The 14458-nt window shown below is 69.8% G+C and carries 10 protein-coding genes and 1 pseudogene; 4 read left to right on the forward strand and 7 right to left on the reverse strand.

Features of this window, described 5'->3' with window-relative positions:
- From cydD to hisC, 4 genes are all read right to left on the reverse strand, one after another.
- On the reverse strand, positions 1-2028 hold a 2028-nt coding region (gene cydD / locus CCN72_RS15180), incomplete at its 3' end, for a thiol reductant ABC exporter subunit CydD (RefSeq protein WP_086807981.1).
- A gap of 59 nt (positions 2029-2087) precedes the next feature.
- On the reverse strand, positions 2088-3092 hold the full coding sequence (cydB, locus tag CCN72_RS15185; RefSeq protein WP_086807982.1) for a cytochrome d ubiquinol oxidase subunit II: 1005 nt from the start codon (positions 3090-3092) through the stop codon (positions 2088-2090).
- A gap of 15 nt (positions 3093-3107) precedes the next feature.
- The gene (locus CCN72_RS15190; protein ID WP_085565586.1) at positions 3108-4616 is read right to left on the reverse strand and encodes a cytochrome ubiquinol oxidase subunit I; all 1509 of its coding nucleotides are present in this window, start codon (positions 4614-4616) and stop codon (positions 3108-3110) included.
- Between the two features lie 402 nt (positions 4617-5018).
- On the reverse strand, positions 5019-6098 hold the full coding sequence (gene hisC / locus CCN72_RS15195) for a histidinol-phosphate transaminase (RefSeq protein ID WP_086807983.1): 1080 nt from the start codon (positions 6096-6098) through the stop codon (positions 5019-5021).
- Positions 6099-6528: 430 nt separating this feature from the next.
- Here hisC and CCN72_RS15200 point away from each other — a divergent pair, with 430 nt between their 5' ends.
- The 3 genes from CCN72_RS15200 to CCN72_RS15210 all read left to right on the forward strand — a co-directional run bounded on the left by CCN72_RS15200 (position 6529) and on the right by CCN72_RS15210 (position 9916).
- On the forward strand, positions 6529-7641 hold the full coding sequence (locus CCN72_RS15200; protein ID WP_078967094.1) for a LacI family DNA-binding transcriptional regulator: 1113 nt from the start codon (positions 6529-6531) through the stop codon (positions 7639-7641).
- Positions 7642-7946: 305 nt separating this feature from the next.
- Positions 7947-9026 carry a metallophosphoesterase gene (locus tag CCN72_RS15205; protein ID WP_085565588.1) on the forward strand — a complete coding sequence of 360 codons (1080 nt, stop codon included), beginning with the start codon at positions 7947-7949 and terminating at the stop codon, positions 9024-9026.
- A gap of 182 nt (positions 9027-9208) precedes the next feature.
- Positions 9209-9916 carry a hypothetical protein gene (locus CCN72_RS15210; RefSeq protein WP_086807984.1) on the forward strand — a complete coding sequence of 236 codons (708 nt, stop codon included), beginning with the start codon at positions 9209-9211 and terminating at the stop codon, positions 9914-9916.
- Between the two features lie 82 nt (positions 9917-9998).
- Here the strand turns inward: CCN72_RS15210 and thiC are convergent, their stop codons facing one another.
- Complete coding sequence (gene thiC, locus CCN72_RS15215) at positions 9999-11783, reverse strand: phosphomethylpyrimidine synthase ThiC (protein WP_086807985.1); 1785 nt, start codon at positions 11781-11783, stop codon at positions 9999-10001.
- Between the two features lie 242 nt (positions 11784-12025).
- On the opposite strand from thiC, the gene CCN72_RS15220 reads away from it, so the two are divergent.
- Entirely contained in the window at positions 12026-13510 is a 1485-nt protein-coding gene (locus CCN72_RS15220) for a YibE/F family protein (protein ID WP_202443104.1), read from the forward strand.
- A 192-nt stretch (positions 13511-13702) separates the two neighbouring features.
- Here CCN72_RS15220 and CCN72_RS15225 read toward each other — a convergent pair whose 3' ends face one another.
- Both CCN72_RS15225 and CCN72_RS15230 read right to left on the reverse strand, forming a co-directional pair.
- The gene (locus CCN72_RS15225) at positions 13703-14140 is read right to left on the reverse strand and encodes an SsgA family sporulation/cell division regulator (RefSeq protein WP_037650496.1); all 438 of its coding nucleotides are present in this window, start codon (positions 14138-14140) and stop codon (positions 13703-13705) included.
- Between the two features lie 98 nt (positions 14141-14238).
- A pseudogene (locus tag CCN72_RS15230) lies at positions 14239-14458 on the reverse strand (transcriptional regulator); the annotation flags it as partial.

Genomic DNA, 14458 nt, shown 5'->3' on the forward strand with positions numbered 1-14458 from the left:
CGCCGTCACGGCCACCATCAGATACAGCACCGGCGGCTGCTGCGACGCCCGTGAGATCAGCCATCCCGAGGTCGCCATCAACCCCACGGCGCTCCCGAGCGCGAGACTCCCCAGCACCAACGCCAGCCCCAACCGCCCCCGCCGGGCCCCGGCCAGCCCACGAACCCAACCGAGGGCGCCGCGGGGGTGGTCCGACGTGTCGGGCGGAATGAGCGTCGGCGACGGAGCGGGAAGCGTGGCGTCCAACGTCTCGGGCTGTTCGGCCAGGGCCGACTGTCCTGCTGTCGGCTCGCCTTCCAGTGCCGAGTCTCGGCTGGCGGGTGGGTGAGGCCGGGGGTCCAGGGGGCGGAGCCCCTTGGTACGCCCGGTGTCCCCACCCGCACCCGCAGGCTCCGGCTCGGCGGGCTCCAGCCGTACGACCCTGTCGGCCACCTCCAGCAGCGCGGGCCGATGCACGACCACCAGCACCGTGCGGCCCACCGCGAGCCGCCGTACCGCCGAGACGACCTCCGCCTCGGTCACCCCGTCCAACGCCGCCGTCGGCTCGTCCAGCACCAGTACCGGACGATCCGACAGAAACGCCCGCGCCAATGCCAACCGCTGCCGCTGCCCCGCCGAGAGCCCCGCCCCGTCCTCCCCGAGCACCGTGCCGGCCCCCTCCGGCAACGCGGCCACGAACTCCCACGCCCCCGCGTCCCGCAACGCCCGCCGCACCGCCTCCTCGTCCGCCGAGGGCCGCGCCAGCCGTACGTTCTCCGCGATCGTCCCGGCGTACAGATGCGGCCGCTGCGGCACCCAGGCGATGCGCGACCGCCACTGCGCCAGATCCAGTTCGGCGAGGTCGACCCCGCCGACCCGCACCCGACCCGCGGCGGGCCGTACGAACCCCAGCAGTACGTTCAGCAGCGTGGACTTGCCCACCCCGCTCGGCCCGACCAGCGCCACGGTCTCCCCGGGCTCGACGGTGAACGACACCTCGCTCACCGCGTCCACGCACCGCCCGGGATACCGCACCGTGACCGACTCGAAGGCCACCGCGCCCGACGGCACCGTAGCGGTCCCGGGCACCGGCACCGGTGTCTCCAGCACCTCGAAGATCTCCTCCGCGGCGGCCAGTCCCTCCGCCGCCGCGTGGTACTGCGCCCCCACCTGACGCAGCGGCAGATACGCCTCCGGCGCCAGCACCAGGATCACCAGCCCGATGTACAGATCCATGTCGCCGTGGACCAGCCGCATGCCGATCGTCACGGCCACCAGCGCCACCGACAGCGTGGCGAGCAGCTCCAGCGCGAAGGAGGAGATGAAGGCGATGCGCAGGGTGCGCATGGTCGCCTGGCGGTACTCACCGGTGATCCGCCGGATGGACTCGGCCTGTGCCTTGGCCCGGCCGAACACCTTCAGCGTGGGCAGCCCCGCGACCACGTCCAGGAAGTGACCGGACAGCCGGGACAGCAGCCGCCACTGCCGGTCCGTGCGCGCCTGCGTGGCCCAGCCGATCAGCATCATGAACAGCGGAATGAGCGGCAGGGTGCCGACGATGATCGCCGCCGACACCCAGTCCTCGGTGACGATCCGCGCCAGCACCGCCACCGGCACCACCACCGCGAGCCCCAACTGCGGCAGATAGCGCGAGAAGTAGTCGTCGAGGGCATCGACCCCGCGCGTGGCCAGGTTGACCAGCGAGCCGGTGCGCTGCCCGCCGAGCCACTCGGGACCGAGCTCCGCCGCCCGCTCCAGCAGCCGCCCCCGCAGCTCGGACTTCACCGCAGCGCTCGCCCGGTGGGCAGCACGTTCGGTGAACCAGGCGACCAGGGCCCGCCCCACGGACACCGCCACCAGAAGCAGCAGGGGAGTGGTCAGTTCGGCCGGGGAACGCCCGTGCTGGAAGGCACCGACGACCACCTCGGCCAGGAGCATCGCCTGGGCGATGACCAGCCCGGCGCCGACGGCGCCCAGGGCGACGACCGCCACCAGGAAGAAGCGGGTGGCTCGGGCGTACCGCAGCAGACGAGGATCGACTGGTTTCACGTGAAACAGACCCTTCGGTCCAGAGGGTGTGTTTCACGTGAAACACACCCTCGACGGACTCAGTGTGCGGCTTCGGCGATGTGCTGCGTGCCGATCCGCTTGCGGAACACCCAGTAGGTCCAACCCTGGTAGAGCACCACCAGCGGAGTGGCGATCACCGCGAGCCAGGTCATGATCTTCAAGGTGTACGGGCTGGACGAGGCGTTGCTGACCGTCAGGCTCCACGCGCCGTTGAGGGTGGACGGCATGACATTCGGGAAGAGCGACAGGAAGAGCATCGCCACGGCCGCCACGATGGTGAGGCCGGACAGGCTGAACGCCCATCCCTCGCGCCCGAGTTGATTGGCCGCCAGCGCGCCCACCAGGGCGAGGACCGCCACGACCAGGGCGATGAGGCTCTTGCCGTCGCCGCTGTCGGCCTGCGTCCACAGCAGGAAGCCCACCGCCAATACGGCGGCCACGAGACCGGCCCACAGGGCCAGCTGCCGCGCCCGCCCCCGGATGTCACCGACGGTCTTGAGCGCCGTGAACACCGCCCCGTGGAAGGTGAACAGCGTGAGCGTCACCAGTCCGCCGAGCAGGGCGTAGGGGTTGAGCAGGTCCCAGAAGCTGCCGACGTACTCGAAGTGCTGGTCGATCTTGACGCCCCGCACGATGTTCCCGAAGGCCACGCCCCACAGGAACGCCGGGAGCAGGGAGGTCCAGAAGATCGCCGTCTCCCAGTTGCGCTGCCAGTTCTCCTCGGGCCGCTTCGCCCGGTACTCGAAGGCCACGCCGCGCACGATCAGGCAGACCAAGATGGCCAGCAGGGGCAGATAGAACCCGGAGAAGAGGGTGGCGTACCAGTCGGGGAAGGCGGCGAAGGTCGCGCCGCCCGCCGTGAGCAGCCACACCTCGTTGCCGTCCCAGACGGGTCCGATGGTGTTGATGAGCACCCGCCGCTCGGCCCGGTCCCGGGCCAGCAGCTTGGTGAGGATGCCGACCCCGAAGTCGAAGCCCTCCAGGAAGAAGTAGCCGGTCCACAGGACGGCGATCAGGACGAACCAGACGTCGTGAAGTTCCATGACTGTTCCCTCGGCCTAGTACGAGAAGGCCATCGGCCGGTCGGCGTCACTGGTGTCGCCGCCGATCTTCGTGGGCGGGTTGAGGTCGTCCTCGGTCAGCTCGGGCGGCCCGGCCTTGATGTACTTCGCGAGCAGCTTGACCTCGATCACCGCGAGGACCGCGTACAGCGAGGTGAAGACGATCATCGAGGTGAGGACCTCGCCCTGGGAGACGCCGGGGGAGACCGCGTCCCGGGTCTGGAGCACGCCGTAGACGACCCACGGCTGACGGCCCATCTCGGTGAAGATCCAGCCCCAGGAGTTGGCGATCAGCGGGAAGGCCATGGTCCAGGTCGCGATGCGCCAGTACCAGGGCGTCAGCCCGGGACCGAGTGCCTTCTTGCGGAAGAGCACCAGATGCGGCACCTCGTCCTCACCGACCCGCAGATGCTCCGGCAGCATGAACTTCTTGCGGGTCAGCCAGAGTCCGGCCAGCCCGATGGCGAAGGACGCCATGCCGAAGCCGATCATCCAGCGGAAGCCCCAGAAGGCCACGGGGATGTTGGGCCGGTAGTCGCCGGGCCCGAACTGCTGCTGCTCGGCCTTGTTGACGTCATTGATCCCGGGGACCTCCGACGTGAAGTTGTCGTCGGCGAGGAAGGAGAGCAGGCCGGGTATCTCGATCGCGACCGTGTTGTGGCCCTTCTCCACATCGCCGTAGGCGAAGATCGAGAACGGCGCCGGCTTCTGGCCGTCCCACAGCGCCTCGGCGGCGGCCATCTTCATCGGCTGCTGCTTGAACATGACCTTGCCGAGGGTGTCGCCGCTGACCGCGGTGAGCATGCCGGCGATGACCACGGTGATCAGACCGAGCCGCAGCGAGGTCTTCATCTCGCGGATGTGCTTCTTGCGGGCCAGGTGGTAGGCGGAGATGCCGACCATGAAGGCACCACCGGTAAGGAACGCGGCGGCCAGCGTGTGGAAGGCCTGGCTCAGCGCGGTGTTCTGGGTGAGCACCGCCAGGAAGTCGGTGAGCTCGGCCCGCCCCCTGGCCTTGTCGATCTTGTAGCCGACCGGGTGCTGCATCCAGGAGTTGGCCGCGAGGATGAAGTACGCCGACAGGATCGTGCCGATCGAGACCATCCAGATACAGGCCAGGTGGATCTTCTTCGGCAGCTTGTCCCAGCCGAAGATCCACAGCCCGATGAACGTGGACTCGAAGAAGAACGCGATCAGCGCCTCGAAGGCGAGCGGGGCGCCGAAGATGTCGCCGACGAAGCGCGAGTAGGCGGACCAGTTCATGCCGAACTGGAACTCCTGCACGATGCCGGTGACCACACCCATCGCGATGTTGATCAGGAAGAGCTTGCCCCAGAACTTCGTCGCTCTGAGGTACTTCTCCTTCTCCGTGCGCACCCAGGCCGTCTGCAACCCGGCCGTGAGGGCGGCCAGGGAGATCGTCAGCGGGACGAACAGGAAGTGGTAGACGGTCGTGATGCCGAACTGCCAGCGCGCCAGTGTCTCCGGCGCCAATGCCAGGTCCACGTCGTCACTCTCCTTACTACGCCGTGGTACTGCGGCGATTCGCCCCGGCTGTCACCTACATACGGGGCAAACGGGACGCGCTTGTGAACGCGTTCACATTCACAAGCCATTATGGCGCACCGATTTTCAGCCAGGAAGTCCGGGGTCGTCCCCTTGCCTCGGAGTCAAGTTCCCGGCGGTCCCCCCGACGTCCCGCCAAAGGCGGCCGTAGGGCGGGCATGGGACCCCGGAAGATGGGTAACTCCCGTCGCCGACCTGGGAGTTGCCGCCAATGCCCCGTTTCACGTGAAACGGGCGCCCGGCAGAGCCGGGCGCCCGCGATCTCCTCCGGCGTGAGCCGGATTACAGCTGCTCCGTGAACCGGACGACAGCCGCCGAGTGAGCTGGATCACAGCTCCTTGTTCACAGCTCCTTGTGGAAGGCCTCCGAGACCTTCAGGAAGATGTCGTTCGCCTCGGCCTCCCCGATCGTGACCCGGGCACCCTCGCCCGCGAACGGCCGGACCACGACACCGTGCTCCTCGCAGGCCTGCGCGAACGCCGTCGTACGCTCCCCGAGCCGCATCCACACGAAGTTGGCCTGCGTCTCCGGCACCGTCCAGCCCTGCGCGCGCAGCGCGTCGACCACCCGGGTGCGCTCGCAGACCAGCGAGCCGACCCGGCCCAGCAGCTCGTCCTCGGCCCGCAGCGAGGCGATCGCCGCCTCCTGCGCCAGCTGGCTCACGCCGAACGGCACCGCCGTCTTGCGCAGCGCGGCGGCCACCGGCTCATGGGCGATCGCGAAACCGACGCGCAGCCCGGCGAGGCCGTACGCCTTGGAGAAGGTCCGCAGGACGCAGACATTGGGCCGCTCCCGGTACAGCTCGACGCCGTCGGGCACCTCGGGGTCGCGGATGAACTCCCGGTACGCCTCGTCCAGCACCACCAGGACGTCCTTCGGCACCCGGTCCAGGAAGCGCTCCAGCTCGGCCCGCCGTACCACCGTGCCGGTCGGGTTGTTCGGGTTGCAGACGAAGATCAGCCGCGTCCGGTCGGTGATCGCCTCCGCCATCGCGTCCAGGTCGTGCACATCGCCGGGCGTGAGCGGCACCTGTACCGACCGGGCCCCGTTGATCTGCGTGATGATCGGGTACGCCTCGAAGGAGCGCCAGGCGTAGATCACCTCGTCGCCGGGACCGCTGGTCGCCTGGATCAGCTGCTGGGCGACGCCCACCGAGCCCGTGCCGGTGGCCACGTGGGAGGCAGGCACCCCGAAGCGCTCCGCCAGCTCCTCCGTCAGGGCGGCGCACGCCATGTCGGGGTAGCGGTTGAAGGAGGCCGCGGCCGCGGTCACACGCTCCAGCACGCCGGGCAGCGGCGGGTACGGGTTCTCGTTCGAGGACAGCTTGTAGGCGACCGGTCCGTCGGACGCGGCCGGCTTGCCCGGCTTGTAGGTGGGGATACCCTCCAGCTCGGCGCGCAGCTTGGGGCTCGTCTCGCTCACCGCAGTCCTCCTCGCGACCACCGGCGGACCGTCGACGCCGCCGGCTTCCAATACTGCTCACCATATGAGGATTCGGCTGCCCTGAGTACTGGCCGTGGGCAAAGCTCCTGCGCTCACGGCCGCAACAGGGGCATCACCGGGCATCGACCCATGAAGGCGGATCTTTCGGGGGGCGCGCCGTACATATATCTATGCGCCGGTGGCTTGCGCCGTAGCGCGCATCACCCGTGCAGGTGAGTTGAGACCTCTTCGAAACATCGGACCATTGGCAGGCTCATGCGCGCCGTCGCGCTATGTCTTGCCAAGAAAGCGCCCAACTGCCTTAGATTCGCAGGTAGTTAACGCAGCATCACCATGCAGAAACGTGCCTGTCAACGAGTGCATATGCGTCCGCACTACCCCACCGCCTGAGCCCTACTATCGGCTCGCCATGACAGCAGCAGGGAAGCACCAGGTGAGCCGCGCGGAAACCTCACGTCGAGGCAGTCGGCCGGGCCGGGCGGGCATCAGGGACGTGGCCGCCGCCGCCGGCGTCTCCATCACGACCGTCTCCGACGCCCTCAACGGCAAGGGCCGGCTCCCGGACGCCACCCGTCGCCATGTCCGCGAGGTCGCCGACCGGCTGGGGTACCGCCCCTCGGCCGCCGCCCGCACCCTCCGTACCGGCAAGTCGGGTCTGATCGGCCTGACCGTGACCACGTACGGGGATGAACCTTTCACCTTCACGGAGTTCGCGTACTTCGCCGAGATGGCGCGGGCCGCCACCTCAGCGGCGCTGGCCCGGGGCTACGCCCTGGTCATCCTGCCCGCGACCTCCCGCCACGACGTGTGGTCCAACGTCGCCCTCGACGGCACCGTCGTCATCGACCCCTCCGACCAGGACCCGGTGGTCAGCGAACTCGTCCGCCAGGGCCTGCCCGTCGTCTCCGACGGCCGTCCGGCGGGCGCGCTCCCGGTCACCGCCTGGGTGGACAACGACCACGAGGCCGCCGTCCTCGGCATCCTCGACCATCTCGCCGCCGCCGGCGCCCGCCGTATCGGGCTGCTCACCGGCACCTCGACCGACACGTACACCCATCTGTCGACCACGGCCTATCTGCACTGGTGCGAGCGGGTCGGCCAGGACCCGGTCTACGAGTCCTATCCGGCGCACGACCCGTGCGCGGGCGCCGTCGCCGCCGACCGGCTGCTCGCCCGGCCCGACCGGCCCGACGCGGTCTACGGGCTGTTCGACCCCAACGGCACCGATCTGCTCGCCGCCGCCCGCCGCTACGGGCTGCGCGTCCCGGACGATCTGCTGCTGGTGTGTTGCAGCGAGTCCACCGTGTACGCCAGCACCGAGCCGCCCGTCACCACGCTCTCGCTCAAGCCGCGCCGTATCGGCACGGCCGTCGTCCAGCTGCTCATCGACGCGATCGAGGGCGTGGAGTCCGAGCAACCGGTCGAGCAGGTCATACCGACGGAGCTGATCGTGCGCACCTCCTCCCAGCGGCGGCCTCCGCGCACGACGGTCAGCCCGCCGCGGTCCCCGGACGACACGTAGGACGGGCCGCGGCGGTGGTGCGGAAGCCGTTCGGGGACGGCGCGGACGGCGTTCGGCGGCGGCCCGGATGCCGTCAAACCGCGTGGCCGCGCCGGCCGCACCGGGTCGGCGGTCCTCCGACCGCCGGAGAACACCTGCCCAAACGGGGCGAAAGCCGCGGCGAAGCGGAGTCTTGTTCCGATTCACCACCCCTGGGTCATCACATGGCGCGACGCGCATTCCTATGATGGGCCCACGACACCGCGGACCGCTGCGACCAGGCAGTCCGAAGCGGTGCAGATGCGGCGCGATGGTGGAGGGGTCTGATGACTCAGGGGGCCGGTCAGGGACCCGAGGTGGAGCGGACGGCGACGCTGCGCGACTTCCGGGTGCCCGCGTACGTCCACGAGTCCGGTCCGTACGTCCCCCACACCCAGCAGGGCGAGAGCGCGCCGCCCGCCGAGGAGTCGTACCCCGAGGCGTACACGCCCACCCAGCGCGATCTGCCGGTCATCAACCGCGGCGACACGCTCCAGGTGCCCGTCGACCCGGCGCCCGCCGCCCCGGCCGCGCAGCCCGCGGCAGGTCCCGGCCCGCTCTTCGTCGTCGGCGATGTGCACGGCTATCTCGACGAGCTGATGGCCGCCCTGCGAGAGCAGGGGCTGATCGACGACGCGGGCCAGTGGTGCGCCGGCACCACCCGGCTGTGGTTCCTCGGCGACTTCACCGACCGTGGACCGGACGGCATCGGCGTCATCGACCTGGTGATGCGGCTGTCCGCCGAGGCGGCCGCGGCCGGCGGCTACTGCAAGGCCCTCATGGGCAACCACGAGCTGCTGCTGCTCGGCGCCAAGCGGTTCGGCGACACGCCCGTCAACTCCGGTGCGGGCACCGCCACGTTCCAGGCGGCCTGGCTGCTCAACGGCGGCCAGAAGACCGACATGGACCGTCTCCAGGACCACCATCTCCAGTGGATGGCCCGCCTCGACGCGCTCGAAGAGGTCGACGGCTATCTGCTGGTGCACTCCGACACCACCGCCTACCTCGACTACGGCGACTCCATCGAGGCCGTCAACGACACCGTCCGCGAGCGGCTCACCCGCAATGACGCGGACGAGTGCTGGGACCTGTTCCGCAAGCTCACCAAGCGCTTCTCCTTCCGCGACGAGGGCGGCGCCGACGCCGTGCGCTCCCTGCTGGACACCTACGGCGGCACCCGGATCGTGCACGGCCACAGCCCCATCCCCTATCTGCTGGGCGAAGTGGGCTCCGAGGACGGCGAGGAGAGCAACGATCCGGTGGTCGAGGGACCGCATGTCTATGCCGAGGGGCTCGCCATCGCCATGGACGGCGGAGTGACCATGGCCGGAAAGCTGCTGGTGAGGCAACTCCCGCTGGAACACTGACCGTTCCCCGGGCGGCCCCCGCCATACCGGAGTACGCGCAGGCCGGGACGCAATTTCCGGCATTCCCCTGTCACCACGCGCCGTCACGGCTCTACCATCGGCTTATCCGTAGCAGGCTCCCCTCCGTTTCTGCCCGACGGCTCGCCGCTGCGCGAGCCCCAAGCCCTACGGAGCATCGGGGGATGCACATGAACAGCCTTCCGCAGCACCTGCGGAGCGAGGACCGCCGGGAGTTCGAGCGGCTCCTCGACGAGGTTCTGCGCTCCGCACCACACCGACCGGAACTGGCCGCCGTGGGACAGCGGCTCAACCCCGCGCAACTGCGCACCATGGCCATCGCCGCGTCCGCCCTCATCACGGCGGCCGCGGCCGCCGAGTACCAGCGCTATGTACGGATCCGCGACGAACTGCGCCACCCGGAGCAGGCCCCGGGCGCGGCCGACGCCGCCCCCGCCGAGCCGGATCCGGCCGCGACGGATCTCGCCGCCGCGCACGGCGCGGGCGCGGTCGCGGTCGTCGCCGTCCTGGCGCCGCTGCTGTCCGCGACCGCGGCGGTGATATTCCTGCTCATCGGCTACATCCTGAGAACCCTGGACCCCGGACAGTCCTTCGCCGGCACCATGCTCACCGCCGGCTGGATGTTCGGGGCGCTGACCGTGGCCGCGCTTCTCGTCGCCGCCGCCGGACTGCTCCTGACCGCCCTGCGCAACGGCTCCTCCCCCGAATCCAGGGCCCGCGACGCCGCCACCGAGGAGGTCGCCAGAGCCAGAGCCGCCTGGGAGACCGCCCTTCTGGAACGCGGCATCCTCCCCTTCCTCCAGGAAGCCCTCGCCGACCATCCCGACCACACCGGCTCGGAACACGCCGACCCGGAACACCAGCCGGACTGACCCCACCGGGCGGGGGCCTTCGGCCCGACAAGGCGCCGCTCCGAAGCCGGTGACCCGGCCGGAGCGGCGCTCGGCGTCCTCGTCAGTCCGCGATCGGCAGGTACACCCGGTTCCCGGCCTCGGCGAACTCCTTCGACTTCTGGGCCATGCCCTCCTCGATCTCGGTCCGGCCGCCGCCGTGTTCGCGGCGGATGTCCTGCGAGATCTTCATGCTGCAGAACTTCGGGCCGCACATGGAGCAGAAGTGCGCCGTCTTGGCGGGCTCGGCCGGAAGGGTCTCGTCATGGAAGTCGCGGGCCGTGTCCGGGTCGAGGGCCAGATTGAACTGGTCCTCCCAGCGGAACTCGAAGCGCGCGTCCGAGAGGGCGTCGTCCCAGTCCTGCGCGCCCGGGTGCCCCTTGGCGAGGTCGGCCGCATGGGCGGCGATCTTGTAGGTGATGACGCCGGTCTTGACGTCGTCCCGGTTGGGCAGGCCCAGGTGTTCCTTCGGCGTGACGTAGCAGAGCATCGCCGTGCCCCACCAGGCGATCATCGCGGCGCCGATACCGGAGGTGATGTGGTCGTACGCCGGTGCGATGTCCGTGGTCAGCGGGCCGAGCGTATAGAACGGGGCCTCGTCGCAGATCTCCTGCTGGAGATCGATGTTCTCCTTGATCTTGTGCATCGGGACATGCCCGGGGCCCTCGATCATCGTCTGTACGTTCAACCGCCGGGCGATCCGGCCGAGTTCCCCGAGGGTGCGCAGCTCAGCGAACTGGGCCTCGTCATTGGCGTCCGCGATGGACCCGGGCCGCAGCCCGTCGCCCAGCGAGTACGTGACGTCGTAGGCGGCGAGGATCTCGCACAGCTCCTCGAAGTTCTCGTACAGGAACGAGTCCTTGTGGTGCGCCAGGCACCACGCGGCCATGATGGAGCCGCCCCGCGAGACGATGCCGGTCTTGCGGTTGGCCGTGAGCGGTACGAACGGCAGCCGTACGCCCGCGTGGACGGTCATGTAGTCCACGCCCTGTTCGGCCTGCTCGATGACGGTGTCCTTGTAGATCTCCCAGGTCAGCTCCTCCGCCCTGCCGTCGACCTTCTCCAGCGCCTGGTACAGCGGCACCGTGCCGATCGGGACGGGGGAGTTGCGCAGCACCCACTCGCGGGTGGTGTGGATGTTGCGGCCGGTGGAGAGGTCCATGACCGTGTCGGCGCCCCAGCGGGTCGCCCAGGTCATCTTCTCGACCTCCTCCTCGATGGACGACGTCACCGCGGAGTTGCCGATATTGGCGTTCACCTTCACCAGGAACCGCTTGCCGATGATCATCGGCTCGATCTCCGGGTGGTTGACGTTGGCCGGCAGCACCGCCCGGCCCGCCGCGATCTCCTCGCGGACCACCTCGGGGGAGACGTTCTCCCGGAGGGCCACGAACTCCATCTCGGGCGTGATCTCGCCCCGGCGCGCATACGCGAGCTGTGTCACCGCCTGCCCGCCCCGGCCCCGGCGCGGCTGGCGCGGACGGCCCGGGAAGACCGCGTCCAGGTTGCGCAGCCCGCCGCGCGGCGAGGTGTGCTTGATGCCGTCGTCCTCGGGACGGACGGGACGGCCCGCGTACTCCTCGGTGTCACCGCGGGCGATGATCCAGTTCTCCCGCAGCGGCGCCAGTCCCCGGCGGACGTCGGTGTCGACGAGCTGATCGGTGTACGGGCCCGACGTGTCGTACAGCGTGACCGACTGCCCGTTGGTGAGGTGCACCTGACGGACCGGCACCCGCAGGTCGGGGCGCGAGCCCTCGACATACGCCTTGTGCCAGCCGATGGACTTCCCGGCCTCCGAGGACATGTCGTCCTGGACGGAGGCAGGCGTGCGTGCGTCCTTGTTGGTCATGAGACCTACTCCCTACGCCGGCATTACCCGGTAACAGGTTCGGCGGTCGACGCAGCGGCTTCCGTCGTCCGAGGTCTCCCGGGGAACATCGCATGTTCCACGTGAAACATCGCTTCTACGGAGGTCAGCGCCCTCTCAGCCCGGTGCTCCGAGCTCCCGCGTGTGCAAAGGTGTCTCCACGCTAGCGTCATCCGTGACGCGATGAACAGTGGGCCCTCCCCGGTTCTTGCGATGATCTGGCGATGACCCGGATGGACCAGCACCCGTACCAGCCGCCCGGCCCGCGCCGGCCCGACGGCTCGGCACCCCCGAGCCAGGGCCACCGCCACGACCATGGCCAAGCCCTGAGCCCGGCCTCAGCCCCGGCTCAGGGTCACGACCACGGGCGCGGGCACAGCCATGACACAAGCCACGGACACGGCTCCGGGCACGGGCATGGGCACAGCCACGGCCATGGCCCCGCCGCGCCCGTCTCCCGGCATCTGCGCAAGGTGATCGCGGCGATCCTCGTCCCGTTCACCGCGGCGGTCGTGGTCGGTCTGGTGGTGCTCTGGCCCGGTGGCGCCCCCGCGCACAAGCACAGCGGTGTCGGCTTCGACCGGCAGACCCAACAGGCCACCGTGACCCGGGTGGCCGAGGTGAGCTGCGCCTCGGTGAACGCCGGCGGCGGGGCACCGAGCGGTGATGCCTCCGGCGGCCCCTCGACGGGTCAGCAGTCCGGCGGCACCTGCAAGAAGGCGACGGTCCGGGTCGACACCGGCAAGGACAAGGGCCGTACGTTCACCGAGATCGTGCAGCCCGACCAGCCCCGGCAGCTGCACCAGGGCGAGCAGGTCATCGCCGCCTACGAGCCGACCGCTCCGAAGGATCTCCAGTACTCGGTCGCCGATGTGAACCGCAAGTTCCCGATGGCGCTGCTCGCGGGCATCTTCGCACTCGCCGTCGTGGTGGTGGGCCGGCTGCGCGGGGTCATGGCCCTGGTGGCGCTGGCGGTGAGCTTCCTGGTGCTGAACCAGTTCATCCTGCCCGCGATCCTCCAGGGCTCCAATCCCCTGCTGGTGGCGGTGATCGGGTCGAGCGCCATCATGCTGATCGCCCTGTACATGTGCCACGGCCTGTCGGCCCGTACGTCGGTGGCGGTGCTCGGCACGCTGATCTCGCTGTCCCTGATCGGCCTGCTCGGCTCCGTGTTCATCGGCTGGGCAGCCCTCACCGGCAACACCGACGACAGCACCGGTCTGATCCACGGTCTGTACCCGAAGATCGACATGAGCGGTCTGCTGCTGGCCGGCGTCATCATCGGCTCGCTCGGCGTCCTGGACGATGTGACGGTCACCCAGACCTCCGCCGTGTGGGAGCTGCACGAGGCCAACCCCACGATGGGCCCGCGCGGTCTGTACCGGGCGGCCATCCGGATCGGCCGCGACCACATCGCATCCGTGGTCAACACCCTTGTGCTCGCCTACGCCGGTGCCGCGCTGCCGCTGCTGCTGCTGTTCTCCATCGCGCAGAGCAGCGTGGGGGCGGTGGCCAACAGCGAGCTGGTGGCCGAGGAGATCGTGCGCACCCTGGTGGGTTCCATCGGGCTGGTCGCCTCGGTGCCGGTCACCACCGCGCTCGCCGCCCTGGTGGTGGCGGCCGACCGGAGCGCCCCGGGTACGGAGACCCCCACCGGCACCCAGTCCCTGCCGGCCCGTGGTGGCCGGGGGCGGCGCCGGAAGCGCTGAGGCGGGGCGGGGCGGGCCGTCCGGCAGGAGACCGGACCCGCCCGCCACCCCGCGCGGAAGCCCGCGCGGAGACCTGTGTAGAGATACCTGCGTGGAAGCCCGTACGAGGCCCCGTACGGGACCTTCTGAAGAAGCGTTACTGCATGGCCCCGTGGCACCGCGCAGAGCGTCCCTGCCCCGTCCCTCGGCGTCTCAGCCCGCGCTCTGCTCCTCGGCGAGGATCCGGTCCAGCGCTTCGTCCAGATGGGCATCGAAGTCGGCGAGCGCGCCCTCCTGCCCGAGCGGCACCAGCTTGTCCGTGCGATCGAGGAAGGCCACGAGCGGCGCCGCCGACGAGCGGAACAGCGCCTGGTCGCCGCCGACCTGAAGCCTGATCAGCACCTCGCCCAGCACATCGGCCTCGACGGGGGAGATCCGCACATCCCCTTCCCCGCACGGCCGTCCGACGCCGTCGATCAGCAGTTCCCGCCCGAAGACCCAGGTCACCGGGGCATCGCCGGGCAGATGGAAGGTGAGCCGCACGGCGTAGGGATCGCCGGTCTCGTAGCGCAACTCCACCGGAATGCGGAAGGAGAGCTCCTCCGAGACGAGAAAGCTCATCATGACCTCTGCCTGTACGGACTCGCGCATCGCCTACCCCGTCATATGACATCGACTGGCCGGGTTTGATCCCTCTGACCGTGGTAAATCTTGCTGAAAGTACACAGTGGATCACAAGGAGTAAGTTTTCAGATACTGATAGAGAGGGTCAGAGATCCCAGATGCCGGCCGATCTCCGTCTGGAGCCGCTGCGCCGCGGGCAGCAGCCGGTCGGCCTGATGGGCCGGGAGGGAGATGGCCATGGTGGCCGCGGTGGTGCCGACCGTGATGGGGACCGCCGCACAGACCGTGCCGAGCGCGTACTCCTGGCGCTCCGTCACCGGCTCCATGCGCCGCACCCGGGCCAGC

Origin of the sequence: Streptomyces murinus, assembly GCF_002154555.1 — a bacterium.
GTDB classification, from domain to species: domain Bacteria; phylum Actinomycetota; class Actinomycetes; order Streptomycetales; family Streptomycetaceae; genus Streptomyces; species Streptomyces murinus.